The sequence below is a fragment of the Dyella sp. S184 genome (genome assembly GCF_009766065.1).
Classification (GTDB): Bacteria; Pseudomonadota; Gammaproteobacteria; order Xanthomonadales; family Rhodanobacteraceae; genus Rhodanobacter.
In genome coordinates this window covers 666282-689196 of record NZ_LMUE01000009.1, presented here as the reverse complement: position 1 = coordinate 689196, position 22915 = coordinate 666282, and the positions used below count along the sequence as shown (strand labels likewise).

Sequence of the window (22915 nt, the reverse complement as noted above, 5' to 3'; positions counted from 1 at the left end):
CAACGAAATTATCCGTGCCAGATGAGGATGCAGATCCATGCAGTTTCATTCGGGTAGCGCTTCAGGCGGTGCAGGCGGCAGGCCTCTTGCTGGCGGCAATCGCTGGCGTCGAATGATCGGCATGTCGCTGCTTTGCATTCCAGCGTTGGTCCTCGCGCAGTCGTCCCCGGATTCGACCGGCGCAGCTGCCGCGCCAACAGCCGGCAACAGCCAAGCATCAAAAGCAAAGCCGTCAACGACGCTGGGCGAGATCATCGTCACCGCGAACCGTCGGCGCGAGCCATCGCGCGAAGTGCCGATGCATGTGGACACGGTGCAGGCTGCCGACCTGCAGAAGCTTGGCGCCAGCACGCTCAGCGACTATGCTTCGTACCAGCCGGGCGTGTTCTTCGCCAGCTCGGGTGGCCCCGGTGAAGGCGAGCTGATCATGCGCGGCGTGTCCACCGGCAACCAGACCAGTCCCACCGTGTCGGTGTACTTGGACGACGTGCCGGTCGGCGGCAGTACCGTGTACGCCTCGGCCGCCACCTTCGTGTTCGACGCGGCGCTGATGGATCTGGATCACATCGAGTTCCTGTACGGCCCGCAGGGCACGCTGTACGGCGCCGGCTCGATGGGCGGCCTGGTCAAGTACGTCACCAACAAGCCCGATGCCAGCGGGTTTTCCGGCTCAGCGGGCTTCGACATCTCGCATACCCAGCAAGCCGGCATGAATTACACCGAGCGGGCCACGCTGAATATCCCGCTGGTTCTGGACAAGGCGGCATTGCGCGTATCGGTGATGGATCAGCACAGTGCCGGGCTATACCGTGCGGTGGGCGAAACGCCGTCCAATGGCGACAACCGCACGCATACCCAGGGGGTGCGTGCGCAGCTTGAGGTCGACCCGATTGACAAGCTGACCTTCAACCTCAGCGCGATGGTCCAGCGCATCGCCGCCGATGGCCTATCGATGGCGGACTATTCGCTGGCCACCGGCCAGCCGGTATCAGGTGGCCCCTATGACCGCGAGCTCAACCATCGCGAGCCGTTCACGCAGACCCTGCAGCTGTATTCGTTCCATGCCGGCTACGACTTTGGCTGGGCCAACCTGGACTGGATCAGTTCGTACCAGAATTTCGTCAACCACAGTGTGCAGGATTATCCGGATGGATTCCTGGCCCTGTACAACCAGATTTATCCCTCGCTCGGTGGCGACAGCGCACTCAGCTCGCTATATGTCGATTCCCAATACGACGTGCACAAGGCTTCGCAAGAGATCCGCCTGACCTCGCGCAAGGGCGATCACTTCGACTGGCTGGCGGGCCTGTGGTTCAACCGCGAGGACGAGTGGGAGCAGTACGCGCTGCAAGGTGCGAACCTGCCGCCGCCGGGCCGGAGCATTCTGCTGCAGCAGCTGGTGAGTTCCCGCTTCGAGGAATATGCCGGTTACGGCGACGTGACCTGGCATATCACCCCGACGATCGACCTGGCCGCCGGCGTGCGCGCCAGCGGCAATTCGCAGCAACTATCCAATTTCGAGGATGGCTCGGTGGCCGGCAGCCCGGGCGGCTTCCGCGAGAGCATGATCAGCGATGACATCACCAAGATGCTCACCGCCAGCTACCGGCCCGACACGACCCACAGCTACTACATGCGCGCATCCACCGGCTACCGTCCGGGTGGCTTGCAGGCGCCGGTGCAGAGCACGATCTTCGGCTCCAACCCGAACGCGGGTGACACCTTCGGCTCGGATACGCTGCAGAGCTATGAACTCGGCTACAAGGGCAGTCACCTCGATGGCCATCTGAACGTGGGTATCGATGCCTATGACATCGAGTGGCACAACATGCAGCTGATCACCTATACGGTCGGCAACGCGATCATCGAGAATGCGGGTGATTCGAGGATCGATGGCCTTGAGCTGCAGGCCACCTATTCTACCGGGCCATGGCTGCTCAGCGGCTCGGGTGCCTATACCGACGCGCGCACCTTGCAGGGCAACTCGCAACAGGGCATTGAGGACGGCGCGCGCCTGCCGTATTCGGCCAAGGAAACGGCCACGCTCGCTGCGAAGTACAACTTCCGGCTGGCTGGCGAGGCAGCCTATGCCGGCGCCAACCTGCGTCTGTCGAGCCAGCGTAACGCGGGCTTCGAGGGCGATGCGAGCGACCCCAACTTCAACCTGCCGGGCTTCGCCATGCTCGATCTCAACACCGGCATGACCTTGCGCAGTGGCGTCAGCGTGGACCTTTACCTGCGCAACGCGCTGGATCGCCGGGTGGCGATTGGCACGCTGAACTCCGAGTCAGTCAGTTTTCTCGCCAGCGTGGGCGGTCCGATGCTGGTGCAGCTGTCCACACCGCGCACGCTCGGTGTCTCGGTCAATGTGCCGTTCTAGTTTGTGCAGGTGTCAACGTGTAGAGCAGGGCGGGCAGGAAGGCGAAGGTCGCCAGCAGCACCGCGACCAGGCTGAGCAGCAGCAGGCTGCCCATGCTGGCCATGCCGCGGTCGTGCGACAGCGCCAGCGAGCCGAACGCGGTGCCGGTGGTCAGCGCTGAAAACAGCACCGCGCGCGCCGAAGCCGAGCTGACGTAGTGGCGCATGCCGGCGCGCCAGTTCATCACGAAGTACACGTTGAACGACACGCCGACGCCGAGCAGCAGCGGCAGCGCGATGATGTTGGCGTAGTTGATCTCCATCCCGCCCAGCCGCGCCAGCAGCGCCGTGAGCAGCCCCGACATCCCCAGCGTCAGCAGCACGATGCCGGTATCGCGCAGGTGGCGCAGCACGGCGAACAGCACCAGCGCGATCGCCAGCGTCGCCAAGGCAGCCGCCTGCAGGAAGGCGCGCATGATGGTATCCGCCGAGGCGATGGTGGTGACCGCGGGACCGCCTGCCTGCGGTGCGATCGCCTGCACGGCCTGCACGAAACGACGAAGACCTGCGGTCTCCTTGGCAGCGGCAGTGGGCGATACCTGGATGCGTACCTGTCCGTCCGGGCTCCACCAGTCGCGACTGATCGATGCGGGCAGGTTCTGCAGGGTGATCTCGTTGGCATCCAAAGCATCGCGCAGGCTGGCGAGTTGATCGGGCAGGAAGCGACTGACTGCCTCGTTCATGGCCAGCAGGTTGCTGTCGGATGCGTGGCTCAGCCGCTGCAGCGCGGCGTCGATGCCGCGCAACGGCGAATCGGCAGGCAGGTCGTGGCCGGCATCGGCGATGGCGCCACGGGTATCGGCGATGGCGGCGCGCAGCGCCGCTGGCGTGACCGCTGTCGACGTCGCGCGCGGGGTCAGCGAGGGCAGGATCAGATCCTGCGCCTGCTCGAGCTGGTCGAGCGATGCGGACTGGTCCGGCGGCACGAAGGTCGCCGCCGAAATCACCGCGGATACTTCCGGCAATTTCTCCAGCCGCGCGCTGAGTTCGCGCGCCTGCGCCAGGCCCGGCACCATGATGTTGATGTTGAACGGGTTGGTGACCGGGTTGTCGGCCATGCTGCGCAGCGTGCGCATGGGCTCGGAATCGCGTGCCTGCGTATGCAGCGGGTTGGCGTCGAACGGCATCGTCACGGCGGCGACCGCACCGACCGCGCCAAGCAGCGTGAACAGCCACAGTATTCCCTTGTGCCGACGCCACATCCATGCATCCCAGCGCGCACCGAACGGCAGCGCCAGTTCGCCACCCTGGTCGCGCGGCTGGAATAGCCACAACAGCGCGGGCAGCAAGGTGAGCGTGCACAGCAGGGCGATGCACATGCCGACGCCGGCGATGAGGCCAAGCTCCGCGACACCGACAAAAGCCGTCGGCGCAAACGCAAGAAAGCCGCAGGCGATGGCGGCAGCGGCCACGCTGATCTGGGCACCCGCGATCCTGCCAGTCCGGCGCAACGCGTCTGCCAGCAGGGGCCGCTGCGGGCGCACATCACGCAGACGCACCGCGAACTGGATCGCAAAGTCGACCGCCAGGCCGACGAACAGCACGGCGAACGCCACGGAGATGAGGTTCAGCGTGCCGATCGCCAGCGCTGCAAAGCCGAGCGTAAGCGCCAGGCCGCCAAGCAGGTTGAGCAGGATCGGCACGATCAATCGCCATGAGCGCAGCGCCAGATACAGCCACAGCGCCAGCAGCACGAGGCTGACCAGTGTGCTGCCGAGGATGCCCTGGGTCAGCGCGCCGAACTGCACGTCCGACAGCGCCACCGAACCGGTGTAGTTGACACTTGCGCGACCGCTGCGTACTTCGGGCAGGCTGGCGCTTATACGCTCAAGCGCTTGCGTGGCAGCCAGGCCCGGTTGCAGTGCATCCGCCTGCATGACCGGATGGATCAATACCAGCTGCATCGGATCGGTTTGCTTGGTAACGTCCGAGCCGAGCAGCGTCTGCCACGACAGCGGCACGGCGTGGCCGGCAGCGGCGGCATCCAGCACCTGGCGCAGTTGTTCCAGCGCAGGCTTGTAGGCACTGAGGTCGGCGTGCTCGATGCGCACGCCCGCCGCCATCAGCGAGACACCGTAGAGCAGGCCGAGTGCGGACGGCTGTTTGGCGAGCGGCCCCAGCAATGGTTGTGCGTTCAACAGCGAATCGAGCAGCTTGTTCAGATCCTGCGACGGAAGCAGCAGCAGGCCCTCTTGTCGGAAGAACGGGTCGGCATCCGGCCGCGTGGCATCATGGAAATGGGCGGGATCCGCCCGCAGTGCCTGTGCCAGCGCGCCGGCTGTTGCATCGGTTTCCTCGGGAGTGGCTCCACGCACCACCGCAACCAGCACATTGTTGAACTGCGGGAATTCGCGGTCCACCGCCAGTTCCTGCTGCCGCCACGGCAGGCTGTCGGCGAACATGTGATCCGTATTCGAATCGATACCCAGATGGCCCGCGGCAAACCACAGACAGGCAGCAGCGAGCAGGGTGAAGGTCAGTATGATCAGCCATGCGTATCGGCGGCTGGTGTCGACAAGACGTGCGATCCAATCGGTCATCAGTGACGCGTCTCCTGACCGGACGGCCATCAAAAACGATGGCCATCCTGTTTTTGTTCGCCGTCACGATATTTCAGCGCGCGACGCTCGTCGGTAGTCTCAGGCGCTTGCTTGTGCTTGTTTTATTGTCCCGGCCTGAGGAAAACGCACGCGGATAGCGTTGCGGATGCTTGGCAGGTCCAGACCGGCCATCGTCAATACTTCCTCGCGGCTGCCATGTTCCAGATAGACATCCGGCAGGCCGATATGCAGGATCGGCAGGCTGATGCCATGGGCGGCGAGGCATTCGGCCACGGCAGAGCCGGCGCCGCCGGCGATCGCGTTGTCTTCCAGCGTGACGAACGCATCATGGGTCTTCGCCAGTTCCACGATCAACGCCTCGTCCAGCGGTTTCACGAAACGCATATTGACCAGGGTGGCGTCGAGTTCGGCGGCGATCGTCGTGGCCGGGGCGAGCATCACGCCGAAACTCAGCAGGGCCAGGCCGTGGCCGCGGCGACGTAGCTCCGCCTTGCCGATCGGCAGCGTGTCGAGCTCCTTGCGGATGGCTACGCCGGGGCCGCTGCCGCGTGGATAACGTACCGCGGCTGGACCGTGGTGCTGGAAGCCGGTACTCAGCATCATGCGGCACTCGTTCTCGTCCGCCGGTGCCATGATCAGCATGTTCGGCAGGCAGCGCAGGAACGACAGGTCGAAGCTGCCCGAATGGGTGGCGCCATCCGGGCCGACCACGCCGGCGCGGTCGATCGCGAAGGTGACGTCGAGGTTCTGCAACGCCACGTCGTGGATCGCCTGGTCATAGGCGCGCTGCAGGAAGGTGGAGTAGATCGCCACCACCGGCTTGGCACCTTCGCAGGCCATGCCGGCGGCCAGTGTCACGGCGTGTTGTTCGGCGATCGCAACGTCGAAATAGCGTTGTGGATATTCCTTCGAGAAACGCACCAGGCCGGAGCCTTCACGCATCGCCGGCGTGATCGCCAGCAGGTGTTCGTCGGCCGCGGCCTGATCGCACAGCCAGTCGCCGAAGATGTCGGTGTAGGTGGGTTTGGCGGGCGCGTTCTTTTTCACCAGCCCGGCCTGCGGATCGAACGGGCCGACCGCGTGGTATTCGATCTGCGCCTGCTCGGCTGGAGCGTAGCCCTTGCCCTTGGTGGTGATCACATGCAGCAGCTGCGGACCGGGCAGGTTCTTCACCGTACGCAGCGCCTGCAGCAACTGCGGAATGTTGTGGCCGTCGATCGGGCCGGTGTAATGGAAGCCGAGTTCCTCGAACAGCGTGCTCGGCACGAACATGCCCTTGGCGTGTTCCTCCCAGCGCTTGAAGAAGCGGCCGAAGAACGACTGCTTCGGGATCGCCCGCTTGGCCCGTTCGCGCCATGCGTTGAGCCGGCGGCTGGCCATCGCGCGCGCCATCATCTTGGTCAGCGCGCCGACGTTCTCGCTGATCGACATGCCGTTGTCGTTGAACACCACCAGCATGTCCGGTTCCACATCGCCGCCGTGGTTAAGCGCCTCGAAAGCCATGCCGGCGGTCATCGCGCCGTCGCCGATCACCGCGACTACCTTGCGATGGTCACCCTTGCGCTGCGCGGCGATCGCCATGCCCAAGGCGGCCGAGATCGAAGTGGACGAGTGGCCGACGCCAAAGGTGTCGTACTCGCTCTCCTCGCGGCGCGGGAACGGCGCCAAGCCGTCCTTCTTCTTGATCGTGGTGATGCGATCGCGGCGGCCGGTGAGGATCTTGTGCGGATAGCACTGGTGGCCGACGTCCCACACGAGCCGATCATGCGGCGTGTCGAACACGTGGTGCAGCGCCACGGTGAGCTCGACCACGCCCAGGCCCGCGCCGAAGTGGCCACCGGAGCTGGCCACGGCCTCGATCAGGTACTGGCGCAGCTCGTCGGCGACGGCCGGCAGTTCGTCGTCGGGCACGCGACGCAGGTCGGCCGGCGTCTCGATCGGCGCCAGATGGGGATAGTGGGATAGGTCGTTCATTTGCGTATTGTTGGCCCAGCGGCGGGGCGGGGCAAGGGCAACGCGGGGGCGGAATCATGGGCGCATGAGCGCCATCACCCATTTCAGGTAGCGTGCGGTCGCCGGTCGCGCGGCAGATGGCTGACCAGAAAGTCCATCTGGTCGGCCAGGATATTGCGGTTGGACAGGATCAGGTGCTCGACCCAGCTAGGCCGGTACGGCACCGCCAGCAGCGGCATATTGGCCTGCTGCGGGATGCGGTTGCTCTTCTTCAGGTTGCAGGCGAGGCAGGCGCTGACCACGTTCTCCCAGTTGTCCTTGCCATGCTTGGAAATCGGTAGCACATGGTCGCGAGTGAGTTCGCCGCGAGTGAAATGGTCGCCGCAGTACAGGCACAGATGGCGATCGCGGGCGAACAGTGCGGTATTGGTCAGGGCCGGGGCAGGATCCACTGCGTGATCGCGGCAGCGGCCGGTGCTGGCGATGATCGGATGCAGTTCCATCGTGCTCTGCACGCCATGCAGGCGATTCATGCCGCCATGCACGGTCAGGCAAGGGTCACCCAGGGTCCAGGCCACGGCGTCGCGGACGTACAGACAAACTGCCTCCTGCCAGCTGATCCAGTCGAGGATACGGCCGGCAGAGTCCAGCGACAGCACACGGGTCGAGTTGAGATCGGCCCGACTTGGCACTTCCATCAGCATGTAGATCGTCCTTCAGCCAGGGCTTTGAGAGCGTTTCAGCGATGCAGAATGCTTGTCTGGAGCCAGCATAGACCAATTTGATTGCAATTCGCATGCAAATGCCGTGCGCAGGCCAGTCCAGGCGCAGTCGCGGGCGTCCGGCCGCGCTGATATGATCATGGATCAACACAGACCCGACGCCGGGTTTGGTAGGGGCGCTTCAGTGGTGACCCGGCACGGCGGGGGCAGAGGTAGTCAACGTGGCTGAAGTTCTTTTTTACGAGCGCCCGGTACCGCTTAACCGTACTGCCCACAAGGATTTGCGCCTGAAGGGCGTGCCGAACGTGAAGTTCGCCATGAACGTGCATTCGGTGCCGATCACCGGTGCGGAGTTCAGCGCCGCCGCGCGCGACCTGCTGATCGTGTTTGCAGGCGCGGACGCGGCAACGGCTGGTCCGGTGGCATTGCTGGGTCTGCGCGAGAACGAAAACCTGTACGTCGATACCGACGGTCAGTGGGCATTGAACACCTATATCCCGGCGTTCGTGCGCCGCTATCCGTTCGTGCTCGCTGAGAAGCCCGCGGATCAGAAAGACGGTGATGACTTCACCGTTTTCCTCGATGAGCACTACGAAGGTTTCAACACCACCGAAGGCGAACGCCTGTTCAAGGACGACGGCACCGATACCGAGATGCTGACTCGTGCCGTGGACTTCCTTGGCGAATTCCAGCAGAACGTGGCACGCACCAAGTGGTTCGTGGAACAGCTCAACAAGCATAATCTGTTGGAGTTGCGCAACATCCGTCTGCAGCAGACTGGCAAGGACGGTGCGGATGGCCGTTCGATCAATCTCAATGGTCTGTTCGTGATCAACGAGGAGAGGCTGCGTGCGCTGGACGAGAAGACGGCTCATGAATTCGCCCGTGACGGCATCTTCGGCTGGATCTACGGACACCTTCTGTCTTTGTCCAACATCGATCGGCTGACCCACCGATTGACCTTGCGTGAGCAGGCCGAAGCGGCCGGCAGCGCCACCAAGAACTGAGCATGTGCTGGCGATCGTTGCGGCGACACGCCGTTGCGATCGATACCTGAACAAGCCATTCGTCGCTTTAAAAAAGATGGTGCGTGAGCACCATCTTTTTTTGTGTCGCGCCCGCTCAGCGCACCGATTTGGCCAGCCGCAGCAGATCCGGCGCGTAGCCGGTCGCCTCGTACAGCGCTCGCGCCCGCTCGTTGCCGGGAAACACCGCCAGCGTCACCAGCTGGCAATGATGTTCGCGCGCCCATTCCTCTGCATGCGCCAACAGGGCGCGGCCGACCCCGTTGCTCTCGTGCCGCGGTGCTACGGCCAAGTCGGAAACGTGGCAATTGCTGCGCCCGGTGAAGAAATCCGCGGTACGTTGCAGATGGATGAAGCCCACCCGTTCGCCATTCGCATCCTCGGCCACGAACAGGTAGCTGTTCGCCGGCTGGTCCTCCAGATGCCGCAGCAAGTCATTGCGGATCCCCTCGACACATTCGTGCCGACGTCGCCACGGTGGCAGGGTGAAATCCACGAAGCGTGGTACCAGCGAGAGGATGAAGTCGTCGTCGTCTTCGGCCAGACGGATCAGCAGGGCAGAGGCAGTCATGATGCAGTCGACAGGATGCGGGGAATGACCCTGCTGTTTCTACACCTAGCGGGGTGCCGACGGAAGTCCCGAACGACGCGTGTATATTCCGGGCAGCATGACCACCACAGGGGCGATCTGTTGGCCCCGGACTGCCGAAAGGTACCACGCCAGGAAGAGCGCCCTTGTCGACCACTCGCCGCATCCACGTTCAAGCCGACGACAATGTACTCGCGCAAAGCATGCGCGATATCCAGGCCGAAATGAAACTGCCGCTGGCGTTTCCAGCGGAAGTCGAGGCCGCTGCCGAACGGGCCGCCGCGAATCCGCGGTTGCCGGCACTGGATCGCACCGACGTCCCGCTGATCACGATCGACCCGCCCGAGTCGATGGATCTCGATCAGGCGATGTACGTCGAGCACAGCAACGGCGGTTACCGCGTCTACTACGCGATTGCCGATGTCGCCGCGTTCGTCAGCGCCGGTGATCCGATCGACCTCGAGGCGAACCGGCGCGGTGAAACGCTGTACGGTGCGGACGCCAAGATTCCACTGCATCCCAAGGTGCTGTCCGAGGGTGCCACCTCGCTGCTGCCCGGCCAGCTGCGCCCCGCATTGCTGTGGACGATCGAGCTGGACAAGAGTGGCGAGATCAGCAGCATCGATGTGCGACGCGCCCGCGTCAACAGTCGCGCCAAGCTCAATTACGCCGGTGTACAGCAGCTCATCGACGCGGGCAGCGCCGACCCGATGTGGGCCGTGCTGCGTGAGATTGGCGAACTGCGGAAGCAGCGCGAATTCTCCCGGGGCGGCATCAGCCTGCCGCTACCCGAGCAGGAGATCGACGTGGTCGACGGTCGGTGGACACTGGCATTTCGCGCGCGCCTGGCGGTCGAGGACTGGAACGAGCAGATCTCGCTGTTGACCGGCATGGCCGCGGCGCAGTTGATGGTGCAGGCCAAGGTCGGCCTGCTGCGCACGCTGCCCGAGCCCGAGCCGCAGTCATTGCAGCGCCTGCGCATCACGGCGCAGGCGCTCGGCATCGACTGGCCACCCGCGCAAAGCTATCCCGCATTCATCCGCTCGCTCGACCCCACCAAGGACACCCATGTCGCGATGCTGACCGCGTGCACTACCGTGCTGCGCGGCGCCGGCTACGCGGCGTTCAATGGCGAGCTGCCCGCGCAACCGATGCAGTGGGCGCTGGCCGCGGAATACACTCATGCCACCGCGCCGCTGCGTCGTCTGGTCGACCGCTACACCGGCGAAGTCTGCGTGGCGTTGTGCGCAAAGCAGCCGGTACCTGAGTGGGTACTCTCGGCATTGCCGGGCCTGCCCGCCACGATGCAGGCTTCCGGCCATCGCGCGCGCCAGTACGAGAAGGCCGTGCTCGACCTCGCCGAAGCTGAGGTGTTGGCAACGCGCATAGGTGACATCTTCGCTGGCGCCATTGTCGAGGTTGCACCCAACGATCCCAGGAAAGGCGTGGTCATCGTGCGCGATCCCGCGATCGAGGCCAGTGTTTCCAGTGCGTCCGCGCTGCCGCTGGGTGCTGACGTCAAGGTCAAGCTGGTCGAGGCGGATCCGGTCAAGCGAACCACCCGCTTCGAACTGGTGGGGTGAGAATGGCTAATTTTCAGCATTCCTGATGCGTAAAAACCTGCGCCTTGACATGCCCCCACGCGATGAAATCAAAATGGTTCCCTACCGCATCAATTGATGACGGAACGGCAAGAGCGCAGGGATTTGGGGAGCAGCTGATGTCAGGGAAGGCAGAGAGCCGTCAGGCTCTATCTACGGCCGTCTATACGCAGCGAGCCGGGTCGGCTTTGATCGTGATCCCGACCACAAGATTCACCAAGCTAGCGCTCGACATCCAGATGCTCGCCGCTGATGACGGCCATGTCGCGCGGCTGAGTGTCAACCAACGGCCCTCCTTTTGCGAACCCCTCTTCCAGCACGGTCGCTCTCGCCACCGTGGCCGCGGCTCATTCGCGCATTCCTTCCTTCCGCCCATTACTAGCTGGTCCTCGTTTGAGTCCAGGGAGCTTTATCATGCCTCACGCTAAGGCGCGCTTTGGCGCTGCATTTCTGTCCGTCTGTTTGTTGACGCTTTTATCTGGCATGGCGAGTGCGCAAGACGACTCAGGAACACCAGCCAAACCGGAAAACGCAAAAACGCTTCCCACCATCCCTGTAACCGGTTATTCCATCCCCGATCCAACGGCGGGAATCCCCATGGTTGGCAACATCCAAGTGGACAACATTACCGCGGGTTGGCATGCCAGTGCCGTTTTCGCTACTGCCAGCCGTACTCCGTCGAATACCAATAACCTGAACCCATGCGACAAAACCGGAAAACCCATTCTTCCCCAGACGGGAACGAAAGTGGAGACCTATCCCATTTTCGCCATGCCCGGTGAGATGGGTCTCAAATACGTTCTCTACTACAACACGGCAGCAAGTCCATCCAAATGGACCAGCAATTTCCAATACTGGCTGGATACCGATTGCTCCACCCAAGTCAATAACAATACAGGTCGGTGCTCACAAACGATCGCGCATCGCCCCGATGGTTCGACGCTGAAGTTCGCGGGAGGGCCGAACGACTCAGCCTATCTGGAGACCTTCAGCAACGGTCAGAGCGTCAGCAATCCCGTGGCAGTGTTGAGCCGAGATCCGACGACTGGCAACTACAGTCTGCAGGACGAGAATGCGGAAACCGAGGTCTACTCGTCGACCGGGCAGATCCAGTCCATCACGGATGCCTCCGGCATCGGCTGGACCTTCCACTATGCCAGCGGAGTAACTGCCAACGAGGCCATACCTACCAGCGTCACGCATACCAATGGCCAATCCATCACCATTGCGGCGGGCCCATTCACACAAAGCCAGCAAAACGGCCAGAACGTCGAAGGTCAAGTCGTCACAGTGAGCGATCCGGCTGGAAATGCCTACACGTTCGACTATGGGGATGCCTACACGCCCAATGCGGCCATCACGGATGTCGCCGCAATGACCTTGCCTGGCTCACCCGCCACGGTCATTACCTTCAAATACATCGGCTTTTCGGTAACGCCCTATGCGGACGTGCTTTCGGAGGTCGATTACAACGCTGTGCCCTATGCGTACACCACGTACGTCACCACATCCACCAGCCCTAACTACGAATGGGCCAATAGCACCTCGCTGGCCGATGGCTCGGAGTTGGACTCAGTGGCCTACGCGACAAATAGCGCGGGCAATCTGGTCGCGACGCTCACCAACCCACTCGGTCATGTGTCGACCCACACCTATGCCGGCACCAATGGCGTTGGCGGGGCCTCCAACGGACAGTTGAGCTCGGTAAGCGAAAATGCGGTCGAAGATTGCGGTGCCACCACTAGCTCATATGCCTACGACAGTAACGGCAACCCGTCGCAAACCGTCGACAACAACGGCAACATTGACACCTTGACGTATGCCGCCAACGGCCAGTTGCAGACCGAAACCGAGGCCTCCGGCACCTCGCAGGCACGCACCACCGACTACGTCTGGGATCCCAGCCTTCAGCTCAATCGCTTGACGAGCGTCACGGTCGAAGGCTGGTCCAAGACCGTCTACACGTATAACGCTCAGAACCGTCTGGCGTCCGTGGCTGTAACCAATCTGTCCAGCAACGGCACATCCGGCCAGACGCTCACAACCATTTACAACTACACCTTGTATGCCAACGGCATGGTCCAGACCCTGTCCGTGACCCACCCCTCGCCGAACAACAGCGATACGGACGTCTCCACCTATGACACCCTCGGTAACCTGACCTCGTTCGCCAACGGCCTCGGCCAGACCACCACCTACAGCAACTACAACGGACTCGGTGAGGCCCAGCACATCGTCGGCCCCAACGGTGACGCCACCGACTACGTCTACGACGCACGCGGTCGTGTACAGACCAAGACCACCTACCCCAACGGTACGGCAGCTACTTGGCAATACACCTACGACGGCTTCGGTTTGCTCTATACGCTGACGGCACCGGACAACGAGGTCACCACCTGGAACCGCAATGCCTTGATGCGGTTAAAGACCATCACGCATAACGACAAGGACGGCACGTCGACCGAAACGTTTGACTACGATTCGAACGACGATGTCATCAGTCACGTGGTGACGCGCGGCAGCGTCACAAGCCTGTCCGAAAATGCGCTCTACGACGCGCTCGGCCGGCTCTACCAGAAGCAGGGTCAGCATGGTCAGACGCTGACCTACGGCTATGACGGCAACGGAAATGTGTTGACGGTCACCGACGCTGCGGGACACAGCACGGTAAACACCTATGACCATCTCGATCGCCTCACGCAGACGACGGAGAGTGGGGGTGCCAGCCCACCGATGCCCAGTGCGGCACCCACGCTGAGCGAACCGGCCAGCAGCAACACCGGTGATTACACCGTCAGTTGGACCGCTGTCAGTGGTGCGACGAACTACGTCTTGCAGGAAGAGGTCAATGGTGGCTCTTGGGTCACTGCTAGCAACCCCGCCTCGACCAGTTGGAATGCCAGCAGTCAGCCGAGCGGCAGTTATGGGTATCAGGTCAAGGCCTGCGATGCCACAGGGTGTGGTCCGTGGAGCGCACAGGGCAGCACCACCGTATCGATTCCCACCGCGCCGACATCGGCACCGACGCTAACCGTACCTGCCAGCAGTGCCACGGGCAGTTACGCGGTGAGCTGGACCGGTGTCAGTGGCGCAGCGAGCTACAACCTGCAACAACGCGTCAACAGTGGCAGCTGGACGACCATCCAAGCCTCCGCAGCGACCGGCTGGAGCGCGAGTGGTGAAGTCAGTGGCAGTTATGCCTACCAGGTGCAGGCCTGCAATGCCGTGGGCTGCGGTCCGTGGAGCACCACCGGAACCACCACGGTGACCCTTCCGCCGATACCTGGCGTGCCTGCGCTCACCGTACCCGCCAACAACGGCACCGGCAGTTACACGGTGAGCTGGGGTGGGGTGAGCGGCGCCACCAGCTATAACCTGCAGCAGCAAGTCAATGGCGGTAGCTGGACGACGGTATTGAGCTCGGCAGCCACCAGCTGGGCGGCCAGCGGCGAAGCGAGCGGAAGCTACGGCTACCGGATCCAGAGCTGCAATGTCAGCGGTTGCAGTGGCTGGAGTGCAACGGCCACTGCCGCAGTGACCATCCCGGTGCCGATCGCGATCAACGGGCAAACCTACGCGACCAGTTCTTCCCCAGGCAGCACCGGCGGCGCTTCGTCCACCATCGGCATCGAGATCACGGGTGGGAATACCTGGGAAGTCTTCACCTCGAACCAGAAGGTGGCCAATACGTACGTCACCTCGGGCGCCGTGCCATCCGGGGCCACCACGGTGCAATACAGCTGGACCGAAGTTGGCTTGGCGAGCGGGGCCAACCTGGGAGGCGGCACCGTCACCAACGGAGCCAGCACACCTACCGCGCTCAGCAGCAACCCTTCGAGCAATTACACCGTCGCCATGGGCAAGAACAGCAGCAATATCGAAGGGCAGCAGTATCAAGTCACCGTGACGTTCTACAACGCGGCCGGCATCAACGTGTCCAGTTCTACGTGCACGATGACGGCCGAAGTGGCGGGGACAGAATGATGACGAGCCTACGCCCTCACAAGATGCCAGCCGCAATGAAGTTGCGCTGCGATAACGACAACCGGGTTTATTCACGGAGGAAACCGAGCATGGATCTGGCCCTAACCATCCGTCACCTTCTGTCCCGGCATCGCGTACTGCCTGTCCTGCTGCTGGGCGGACTGATGGCGGGTCAAGTAGCCTACGCGGACAGTCCGGTGGTCACGCAGAACACCTACGATACCGGGGATCATGTGGCCACCGTGATCGATCCCCGTGGTTTGGTGACCACCTATACCCACGATGGACTGGGGCTGCTATGGCAGCAGGTCAGCCCGGATACCGGCACGACTAGCTACGCCTACGACAGCTACGGCCGCCGCTCCAGCATGACGCGTGCCGATGGCGTGCAGACCACCTACGGCTATGACGGCCTGAACCGCATGACGAGCGTCAGCGCGGGCGGCCTGACACAGAGTTTCACCTACGACAACTGCACCAACGGCCTCGGGCGCCTGTGCTCGGACGGAGATGCCACCGGCGCGACGTCGTACAGCTATACGCCCGAAGGCTGGATCGCGGGTCGCGGCTTCACCATCGGCAGCACCACCTATGCGCTGGGTTACAGCCATGACAGCGTGGGCCATGTCACGACGGTGAACTACCCAGACGGTAACCAGGCCAACTACACCTATACCGATGGCGTGGTCTCGGGCCTGACCCTGACCATGGGTGGCACCACGGTCAACGGCGCCACCGCGATCAGCTATCAGCCGATGAACCTGGGCATGGCGTCGTGGACCTCCAGCAACGGCCTGGTCAATACGATGGGCTACGATACGGATGGGCGTCTGACCGGCATCAGCGTACCGAGCGTGCAGAGCCTGGGTTTCACCTACGACAATGCCGACCGTATTACCCAGGTCGCCAACGGCATCGATGGCACGCAGACGCAATATTTCGGCTATGACGCCATGTCGCGCCTAGTGTCGGTGTACTCCGGGGTGGACAACGAAAGTTTCCAGTACGACGCCAATGGCAACCGGATCGCGCAGACCGGCGACGGCGCATCGTCGCTCCTCAACGTTAGCCCCACTAGCAACCAGATCGTCAGTGCGTCGGGGTCGCTCAGCGCGCAATACGGTTACGACGCCAAGGGCAATACCACCACGGTCAATGGCGCAATCACCTATAACTACGATGCGTTCAATCGGATGAATGCCGCTGGCGGCATGGCTTACTACGTCAACCCTGAGGGGCAGCGGTTGCGCAAGACGGGCACAGCGGGGACGACCTACTTCGCCCCGGATCAAAGCGGCAGCCTGCTGGCGGAAAACCCGAGCGGTGCCTGGGTCGATTACGTCTGGCTTAACGGCCGACTGATCGGCCGTATGGCGGCCAACCAGGCCGACGCGATCGACGACGATCAGGTCGGTCGGCCGCAGGTCGTGACGGACTCAGGCCACAACATTGTGTGGCAGGCACAGAACCTGGCGTTCACGCAGAACGTCACGACGGCCAGTATCACGCTTAACCTGGGCTTTCCCGGCCAGTACTACGATGCGGAAACGTCGGCTTGGAACAATGGGTTTCGGGATTATAAGTCGGGGCTGGGACGATATATCGAGAGTGATCCGATCGGGCAAAGTGGCGGAATCAATACCTATGCCTATGTCGGCGGCAACCCGCTGAGCCGCGTTGACCCCTACGGGATGTTTTGGATGCCGGGCGATCCGCTTCCACAAGGTCTGGTGGATGGCGTTACTGGATTCGGCGACGGAGTGTTTTCAGCAGTTACTTTTGGCCAATTGAGTTTGGCAGATCTTAGAAATCAGTCGATATACACAGCTGGAGCAATAGATCCATGTTCAAAGTACTATAAAAACGCATTTACTTACGGTCAATTGTACGGAGCTGCTACCGTCACAGCAGGTGTTGGTGGGCTTGCGGTCAAGGTTGCGGGAGCAGCTACAACAGCTCAAGCTACTTATCTCAGCCTGCAATTGGCGACGGGAGCAGTTGATTTAACAGGATATACCGTGGAGGGTGCCAATTATACTCAGCAACTCACCGCCATTACTTCCATGGCACAAGATGCGGCAAACGACGCGGGTCTGGCAAAATATTTAATAATGAAGTGAATATGATCATCGAATTTCTTTCGAGTCTAAGTAAAAAATCTAAAGTTAGTGCTATAAAATTAGCAGTATCTTTGATACTATTTATTACATTTTTTATAGGCGTATTATTCGTTCAAAAAGATTTAAAGATTTTTGTTGGACCATTTGCGGTTATAACATTTTTTACTAGCATCTTGCTTAGCATAAAAGCCAGTAAGACGGTAAGGCTTGAAATGCCGAAAGACGAGATGACAAATCGTTTTGCGATTATCTTGGCTGTACCTCAAATTATTTGTGGTTTAATACTTATTTTAATTGGATTAATTTTGCCTTTTGTGGAAATAAGCGATTTAATAAAAGATATTCAATCAGGCAGATCGTTCTTTCTACATTTTATTTACCTAGTGAACGCGTTACTGCTCATTGTGGTGGGATACTTTACTGTGCGTTTGGGCATAGGATTCAAGATTTTTCCAGGGAAAGTTATTAAAAATCGTAACAAGTAAGTATGCCTATGCCGGTGATAATCCTCTTCTCTCTATCGATCCGAGCGGGTTGCAGAGCTACTACCCATATGGAATATGGACAACTCGTAAGCGTAAGCTCCCCCGTCAAGTAGACATTTCAAAAGTAGAACGGCTGGCGACTTGTTGACGGTATTCGCTGGGCGTCAGATTGCCGAGCGACTCATGCGGGCGCTCCTCGTTGTACTCGATCATCCACCACCAGACTGCCTCGCGCACATCTTCAATGCGAGCGAACAAGTGTTGGTTTAGCATCTCCTCGCGGAAGGTTCGGTTGAAGCGTTCGATGTAGGCGTTCTGGTTGGGCTTGCCAGGCTGGATGTACTGGATGGCCATGGCATGGATCTTGGCCCATTGCACGAAGGCCTCGCCGAGGAACTCTGGGCCGTTATCCGTGCGCAACACCCGCGGCAGGCCGTGGTCACGCTTGAGCTGCTCGAAGATACGCACCAGGCGTGCGGAAGTAATCGATGTGTCCACTTCGATATGCATCGCCTGACGATTGAAGTCGTCAACGATGTTGAACGTCCGGAAGCGCCGACCACACGCCAGTGCATCGGACACGAAATCCGCCGACCACACGGAGTCGGGCATCCGTGGAACGTACAGCGGCACACGTTCACGCTTAGGCAGGCGCCGCCGTGCAGCGCGGCGCAAATTCAGTCGCATCGCCTTGTACACCCGGTAAATCCGCTTGGGGTTCCAGTCTGGCTGCGTTCGCCGCAGCAGGGCGCAGCACTTCCAGAAGCCACGGCTGGGCCGATCCTCCACCGGTCGCGCCAAGGCTGCGATCAACGCGGCATCACGAACCGTCCAGTCCAGCGGTGGACGATAGAACGCCGCACGAGACAGCCCGACGCATCCACAGGACCGACCCACCGGTCGCGCGTGTACCTCGATAAGGTACCGTGCGGCGTCGCGCTTCTGAGCCGGTCCTAGAGTTTTTTTGCAATCAGATCCTTCATCGCTGCGTTGTCCAGCGCTAGCTCCGCATAGAGGCGCTTGAGGCGAGCGTTCTCGGCCTCCAGCTCCTTTACACGCTTGAGATCCGACGCCTCCATACCACCGTACCTGGACTTCCACTGGTAGTACGTCGGTACGCTGATGCCGGCCTGCCGGCAGATGTCCTTCACCGGTATCCCGGCGTCTGCTTGTTTGAGAATCGAGACGATCTGGGTCTCGGTGAACCGCGACTTCTTCATGGGAAACCTCCTGGCCGAAACATGCCAGAAAGTTCTACTTCTGTGGCGTCTACCTAGCGGGGGAGCTTACGTAAAGACGCAACTGTTACCCACCAACCACCTGACTCGTGCCTCCAAACATGAGCTGCCCGACGCCATCCCCGAATTGCCCCTGGCTCAAGCGGATCAGCGCCGATCATAACGCAGTCGCTCCCGCCAAGAGGACGGCGCCATGCAGCAAGCCCCCGTTGCTGAAATAGAGTAATGAGTGTGTCGAACTCGATGTCGTTCATGAGGCCTAACGCCTGAGTTAAGCGGCGGCGAAGCCGTCCGCCTTGAACGAGTAGTTAGACACTTGCCGAAACCACAGCTAGTGCCTTGTTGGCTATTGTGGAAGATGCTGAAACCTCTTTGACTGCAGCATGGTTGGTGGCGCTGCAAAGAGAAAGTGCTGCCGCAGCCTCACACGCTATGAGCGGATCAGAGCGCAGGGCCTCGGCGAGCGCGCAAACCGACTCGTCGGACAGTAAGCCGAGCGCACCCAAAGCTCCTGCCGCGTAGGGATGGCCTGCGCGAAGCTCGTTGCGAAGAAAAGGCTCAAGCGGTCGAGCAGCGACACCAAGGGAACGAGCAGCAACCAAGCCACAATCTAGCGGTACGCCGACTTGCCGATAAGGAATGCCGTAGTTGTTACGAGCGGAGCCGTCAAATAACGACACAAGAACAGGAAGTGCCAGCGCGCCTCGGCTGGCTAATTCCGAGGTTGCTGCGGCGCGACCTGCGGGCGATAGGAACTGCTCGAAGATCGAATTTGGCATCGCGTTGAGCATGCTTGTGTCTAACGCTGGAGTTAAGCGGCGCCGGAGGCGTCCGCCTTGAACGAGTAGTTAGGCCTGCGATGCGATGAGCTCATGGCAAGCCTTGATGATGTGAGGCAATGTCGTTGCTTTGGTGATGCCGAGATGCCAATGATCAATGCGCAGGAGGATATTCCCTCAGACGAACTTGTGTTAAGCAGTCATGGTCGGACGCGGCCCAAAAACTCAGCTCGCGCCGATCGCCGATTCGTGCCGAAATTGCTCGATAGCCAGGTCCACCATCCACGCCAAGCGCCCAGTTGTGGGTGATGGCAACCCCTGCAAACCTCGCAACACCAATAGCGGTTGCACAAGACGATCCATCCAAGGTGATGCTCATTCCATGAATTTGGTTCCTTGGATCACCCACAGTAACCGTGGTGATACCCCACCTGTTGCTTTGTGCCTTATAGAACGTGCTCGTAACTATCGGCGTTTCATCACTGAACACAACGTGCAAAGACGCTTGGATATCGCCGATCTGAGGAAAGTCTTGCCTTAGGGCGAGAGCAGCAAGGGCAGATTCCAAATTTTTGGATTCAGTGGGTTGAGCACTAGTGGGCACCGTGGCCAGAATCAGGGAAATACAAACAGTCACGATCGACAAATTGCGAAACATGAGCACCTCACTATGATTCATAGCGATCCCGATGAATTGCGCCTAACGCTGGAGTTAAGCGGCGCCGGAGCCGTCCGCCTTGAACGAATTGTTAGCCGCCACCGCCGCAGCCATTTTGAACTGCAGCGATCAGACTTTTAGCGGATTTTGGAACACGGAAGCCTGTCCGCTTGCCTTGCAAGTATGGTGGGTTTGAACCGAAGTCGGTGTACTGCTCCGCTGTAGCGTCGATGATGTCGCCGGCGGGCGAAACCAACCAATAATGTGAGACGCCAGTTGCATCAATGGCTTTCCAGACGGAGTAGCCGCAATCTTTGCCACCAAGGAGTTTGTACAGAGCGATGCTTGCATGAAAGCAATGCCCGTAGAACGGATTGTCAGGACGATCCTTGAACCCGGCAGTGAGCAGATCGGGAGCAAGTTGAGCCCGAATGGCATGAAATAGACGCGCTTCGTTTTCAGTCATGGTCGCATCAGAGTGCATTGTGGAGGCTAACGCTGGAGTTAAGCGGCGCCGGAGGCGTCCGCCTTGAACGAAATGTTAGACCGTTGCCGAGCAATTACGCATGCAGGGGCCATTGCTTGAGTAGCTCGCTGATAACGGAAGGCACCATACGACCCTTTTAGGACCATTGTGCCTGCCTGCAACGAAACTTGGTCTATGCCCCAAATTTTTTGCCAGTGGATTGAGCTTGGCGCAACAACGGTTCCTGTTGATGTATAGACAGTTCCGCCGACAGCGACGCGGCATTGATAGGCCGACCCATCTTGGTCAATTTGAACCCAAACCGTGTGCTCTTCGAACTGCCATAGCCCGGCAGCCGAAGCCAGCACAGAGGGCGTCTGCGCATAGCTGAGGATCGAGAAGAAACCCAATACGAGAGCTAGCAGTGTGCGCATAGGTCTAACGCTGGAGTTAAGCGGCGCCGGAGGCGTCCGCCTTGAACGAGTAGTTAGGGCTAAGCGGCATGCTCAACCCAGACAGACAAACCCGGATGATGCTCTTTGATGGTGCCGATTGCATCGTCTAGCCCTTGACCCTCCGAAGAGACCAGCCGCGCAAACTCCGTGACATCGAGGCCTTGGGTGCGCAACACGGTTAATTCAGAAGAAGAGAGCACGCCAGCATTAACCCAGAGCGGCGATGGTGGACTGCCACCGCATACTTTAATGAGCTGATCGTAACCTTGTCTGGTGAGCGCGAAATGCGGCATTTGAGGCCTAACGCTGGAGTTAAGCGGCGCCCGTCCGCCTTGAACGAGATGTTAGGCCTGCCGCCGCCTTGGAAACACAACAGCGGCAAACAGGCCGACCAATAAGCCGCAGACCACTGGGGGAAAGCCATGCCCGAACCAGGAGTCAGCGAAACGCCAACCGATGTAAGCACCAACAAGTGTGGCGACGCCAGTATTTAATCGCTCAACGGCGTTCATTCGGCGAAGCGTGGCGTTGCGGGCTGGCGCACTTGAACTGCGAGCTTGGTTTAACAGACTGTCGGCGATCCGATTGGCTTGATCGGGGTTCATCAGGGACCTCCTGTAAGCAGGCCTAACGCTGGAGTTAAGCGGCGGCGAAGCCGTCCGCCTTGAACGAGTTGTTAGGTATAACCCTTACTCTCCGGGTTGAACTTCCGCTGCGCCGGAAACGCGACTGACAGTGACAGAGAAGGCACATCCAGGCGCCGGATCTTTGCAGGTATATAGAAAGAACCACTCCTTTCCTCCGGGCATGAGGTCATTAGTGTTTGGGTTGGAGAGAAGCGAATATTCTTTTAAATCGTAGCCATGTTTGACTGCTGTCTGTCGAGCCACGATTAACGCTTCGTCATGTGTAAATGGACCTTGAGCGAGAGGCTTTTGAGTACATCCTTGCGCGGAGCATAAAGTTGCCGCAACCAATATTGAGCAGAGCGTAAGTTTCACTGTGGTACCTAACGCTGGAGTTAAGCGGCGGCGAAGCCGTCCGCCTTGAACGAGATGTTAGAGCCCAACTGCGACATTGCGAAGTTGGGTTGTTTGCCCATCAGGGCCACGATAGACAACCGCGTAGGTGCCTTGCTTCAAATGACCGAGCTGTGCCGGCGGACAGAGTGAGGTACGCCCTGAGCCAGCGAGGCTAGTAGAGATAGCAATGTAGATGACTTGACCCTCAACGCTTGCATTGACCGTGTAACACGACAGCCCCGAATTCAGTGCCGTGGGCTTGAACGTGATTTTTTGAAGCCCGCTGACGTCGGCGCGAACAGGAAGAAGCCACTCATTTGCTACTTTGGTCGGCTGACCAACTGCAATGCCCCCAATAGTTTGAACGAAGCCCCAGCTGCGCGACTCCGCAGCGATGCTGGATGACGCTGCGAGCAAAAAGACTATAAATGTGCAGAGTCTGATCATTGGGCTCTAACGCTGGAGTTAAGCGGCGCCGGAGGCGTCCGCCTTGAACGAGTAGTTAGGCATAAGTAGCACGACCTCAATCACTCTTGCCACTTTGGCAGGCCGCAATGAACACAACTGCGCGCAAACGGCCAGTAGTACCAAGAAGCCTTGAAGAATTGACTGTGACAGCGCGGGCACCGGAAGAGCTGTAAGCGCACAGCAGCGAAAGCAAAGCCGAGAACCCAGAAGAGCGCGACAGCTAGGCCAAGCCAACTTGAAGCAGATGTAAGAGATAGTGCGTAAGCCAGCGAGGCAGCAACCACAAAGCCTCCAAGCCATACGACAAAGAACAACCGGACTCGCCCCCGATAGTCACGCCAAGCATCAATGTGCGGTTGGTTCTTCATAAG

Annotated in this window: 17 protein-coding genes; 6 read left to right on the top strand and 11 right to left on the bottom strand. The window is 60.3% G+C overall.

The annotated features are described in order from the left end of the window. Window positions 1-37: 37 nt before the first annotated feature. The gene (locus GSQ75_RS15330) at window positions 38-2380 is read left to right on the top strand and encodes a TonB-dependent receptor plug domain-containing protein (RefSeq protein ID WP_158755707.1); all 2343 of its coding nucleotides are present in this window, start codon (window positions 38-40) and stop codon (window positions 2378-2380) included. On the opposite strand, the gene GSQ75_RS15325 is transcribed toward GSQ75_RS15330, so the two are convergent. From GSQ75_RS15325 to GSQ75_RS15315, 3 genes are all read right to left on the bottom strand, one after another. Continuing rightward, on the bottom strand, window positions 2364-4958 hold the full coding sequence (locus GSQ75_RS15325) for an MMPL family transporter (RefSeq protein ID WP_158755706.1): 2595 nt from the start codon (window positions 4956-4958) through the stop codon (window positions 2364-2366). The two genes, GSQ75_RS15330 and GSQ75_RS15325, sit on opposite strands and share 17 nt — an antisense overlap. A 99-nt stretch (window positions 4959-5057) precedes the next feature. Then, a complete protein-coding gene (gene dxs / locus GSQ75_RS15320) occupies window positions 5058-6953 on the bottom strand; it encodes a 1-deoxy-D-xylulose-5-phosphate synthase (protein ID WP_158755705.1) in 1896 nt (631 codons plus the stop codon). Between the two features lie 83 nt (window positions 6954-7036). Then, a complete protein-coding gene (locus tag GSQ75_RS15315; protein WP_158755704.1) occupies window positions 7037-7636 on the bottom strand; it encodes an HNH endonuclease in 600 nt (199 codons plus the stop codon). Window positions 7637-7875: 239 nt separating this feature from the next. Between GSQ75_RS15315 and GSQ75_RS15310 the strand changes: the two genes are divergently transcribed. Next, window positions 7876-8661 (top strand): SapC family protein, encoded by a 786-nt coding sequence (locus GSQ75_RS15310; RefSeq protein ID WP_158755703.1) that lies wholly within the window; start codon window positions 7876-7878, stop codon window positions 8659-8661. Between the two features lie 115 nt (window positions 8662-8776). Here the strand turns inward: GSQ75_RS15310 and GSQ75_RS15305 are convergent, their stop codons facing one another. Beyond that, a complete protein-coding gene (locus GSQ75_RS15305) occupies window positions 8777-9250 on the bottom strand; it encodes a GNAT family N-acetyltransferase (protein ID WP_158755702.1) in 474 nt (157 codons plus the stop codon). Between the two features lie 164 nt (window positions 9251-9414). Between GSQ75_RS15305 and GSQ75_RS15300 the strand changes: the two genes are divergently transcribed. The 4 genes from GSQ75_RS15300 (at window position 9415) to GSQ75_RS15285 (ending at window position 17458) form a co-directional block, all read left to right on the top strand. After that, window positions 9415-10851 (top strand): RNB domain-containing ribonuclease, encoded by a 1437-nt coding sequence (locus tag GSQ75_RS15300; protein ID WP_158755701.1) that lies wholly within the window; start codon window positions 9415-9417, stop codon window positions 10849-10851. A 615-nt stretch (window positions 10852-11466) separates the two neighbouring features. After that, window positions 11467-14853: a hypothetical protein gene (locus tag GSQ75_RS15295; RefSeq protein WP_158755700.1), complete on the top strand. Its 3387-nt coding sequence runs from the start codon at window positions 11467-11469 to the stop codon at window positions 14851-14853. 89 nt (window positions 14854-14942) lie between these two features. Beyond that, window positions 14943-16973 (top strand): RHS repeat-associated core domain-containing protein, encoded by a 2031-nt coding sequence (locus tag GSQ75_RS15290; RefSeq protein ID WP_254058600.1) that lies wholly within the window; start codon window positions 14943-14945, stop codon window positions 16971-16973. A 2-nt stretch (window positions 16974-16975) separates the two neighbouring features. Then, window positions 16976-17458: a hypothetical protein gene (locus GSQ75_RS15285; protein ID WP_158755698.1), complete on the top strand. Its 483-nt coding sequence runs from the start codon at window positions 16976-16978 to the stop codon at window positions 17456-17458. Between the two features lie 105 nt (window positions 17459-17563). On the opposite strand, the gene GSQ75_RS15280 is transcribed toward GSQ75_RS15285, so the two are convergent. From GSQ75_RS15280 to GSQ75_RS19075, 7 genes are all read right to left on the bottom strand, one after another. Next, a protein-coding gene (locus GSQ75_RS15280) for an IS3 family transposase (protein WP_174236740.1) occupies window positions 17564-18678 on the bottom strand; the annotation gives its coding sequence in 2 pieces (ribosomal slippage) (window positions 17564-18426 and window positions 18426-18678; 1116 coding nt in all). A gap of 326 nt (window positions 18679-19004) precedes the next feature. After that, window positions 19005-19487: a hypothetical protein gene (locus GSQ75_RS15275; RefSeq protein ID WP_158755697.1), complete on the bottom strand. Its 483-nt coding sequence runs from the start codon at window positions 19485-19487 to the stop codon at window positions 19005-19007. A 142-nt stretch (window positions 19488-19629) separates the two neighbouring features. Beyond that, window positions 19630-20133, bottom strand: a complete 504-nt coding sequence (locus GSQ75_RS15270; RefSeq protein ID WP_158755696.1) for a hypothetical protein — start codon at window positions 20131-20133, stop codon at window positions 19630-19632. A gap of 91 nt (window positions 20134-20224) precedes the next feature. Continuing rightward, window positions 20225-20599 (bottom strand): hypothetical protein, encoded by a 375-nt coding sequence (locus tag GSQ75_RS15265; RefSeq protein WP_158755695.1) that lies wholly within the window; start codon window positions 20597-20599, stop codon window positions 20225-20227. Window positions 20600-21092: 493 nt separating this feature from the next. Then, on the bottom strand, window positions 21093-21347 hold the full coding sequence (locus tag GSQ75_RS15260) for a hypothetical protein (protein WP_158755694.1): 255 nt from the start codon (window positions 21345-21347) through the stop codon (window positions 21093-21095). Window positions 21348-21398: 51 nt separating this feature from the next. Further along, window positions 21399-21659, bottom strand: coding sequence for an AtpZ/AtpI family protein (locus tag GSQ75_RS15255; RefSeq protein ID WP_158755693.1), 261 nt, complete (start codon window positions 21657-21659; stop codon window positions 21399-21401). A 944-nt stretch (window positions 21660-22603) separates the two neighbouring features. Then, window positions 22604-22915 (bottom strand): hypothetical protein (locus tag GSQ75_RS19075; protein WP_216840695.1); only part of this gene is annotated, 312 nt, incomplete at its 5' end.

What these genes read in the sequence shown, in the direction of transcription:
- GSQ75_RS15330 (WP_158755707.1), top strand. Translation starts at nt 38, where the DNA reads ATGCAGTTTCATTCGGGTAGCGCTTCAGGCGGTGCAGGCGGCAGGCCT.
- GSQ75_RS15325 (WP_158755706.1), bottom strand. Translation starts at nt 4,958, where the DNA reads ATGACCGATTGGATCGCACGTCTTGTCGACACCAGCCGCCGATACGCA.
- dxs (WP_158755705.1), bottom strand. Translation starts at nt 6,953, where the DNA reads ATGAACGACCTATCCCACTATCCCCATCTGGCGCCGATCGAGACGCCG.
- GSQ75_RS15315 (WP_158755704.1), bottom strand. Translation starts at nt 7,636, where the DNA reads ATGCTGATGGAAGTGCCAAGTCGGGCCGATCTCAACTCGACCCGTGTG.
- GSQ75_RS15305 (WP_158755702.1), bottom strand. Translation starts at nt 9,250, where the DNA reads ATGACTGCCTCTGCCCTGCTGATCCGTCTGGCCGAAGACGACGACGAC.
- GSQ75_RS15295 (WP_158755700.1), top strand. Translation starts at nt 11,467, where the DNA reads ATGGTTGGCAACATCCAAGTGGACAACATTACCGCGGGTTGGCATGCC.
- GSQ75_RS15290 (WP_254058600.1), top strand. Translation starts at nt 14,943, where the DNA reads ATGGATCTGGCCCTAACCATCCGTCACCTTCTGTCCCGGCATCGCGTA.
- GSQ75_RS15285 (WP_158755698.1), top strand. Translation starts at nt 16,976, where the DNA reads ATGATCATCGAATTTCTTTCGAGTCTAAGTAAAAAATCTAAAGTTAGT.
- GSQ75_RS15275 (WP_158755697.1), bottom strand. Translation starts at nt 19,487, where the DNA reads ATGCTCAACGCGATGCCAAATTCGATCTTCGAGCAGTTCCTATCGCCC.
- GSQ75_RS15270 (WP_158755696.1), bottom strand. Translation starts at nt 20,133, where the DNA reads ATGTTTCGCAATTTGTCGATCGTGACTGTTTGTATTTCCCTGATTCTG.
- GSQ75_RS15265 (WP_158755695.1), bottom strand. Translation starts at nt 20,599, where the DNA reads ATGACTGAAAACGAAGCGCGTCTATTTCATGCCATTCGGGCTCAACTT.
- GSQ75_RS15260 (WP_158755694.1), bottom strand. Translation starts at nt 21,347, where the DNA reads ATGCCGCATTTCGCGCTCACCAGACAAGGTTACGATCAGCTCATTAAA.
- GSQ75_RS15255 (WP_158755693.1), bottom strand. Translation starts at nt 21,659, where the DNA reads ATGAACCCCGATCAAGCCAATCGGATCGCCGACAGTCTGTTAAACCAA.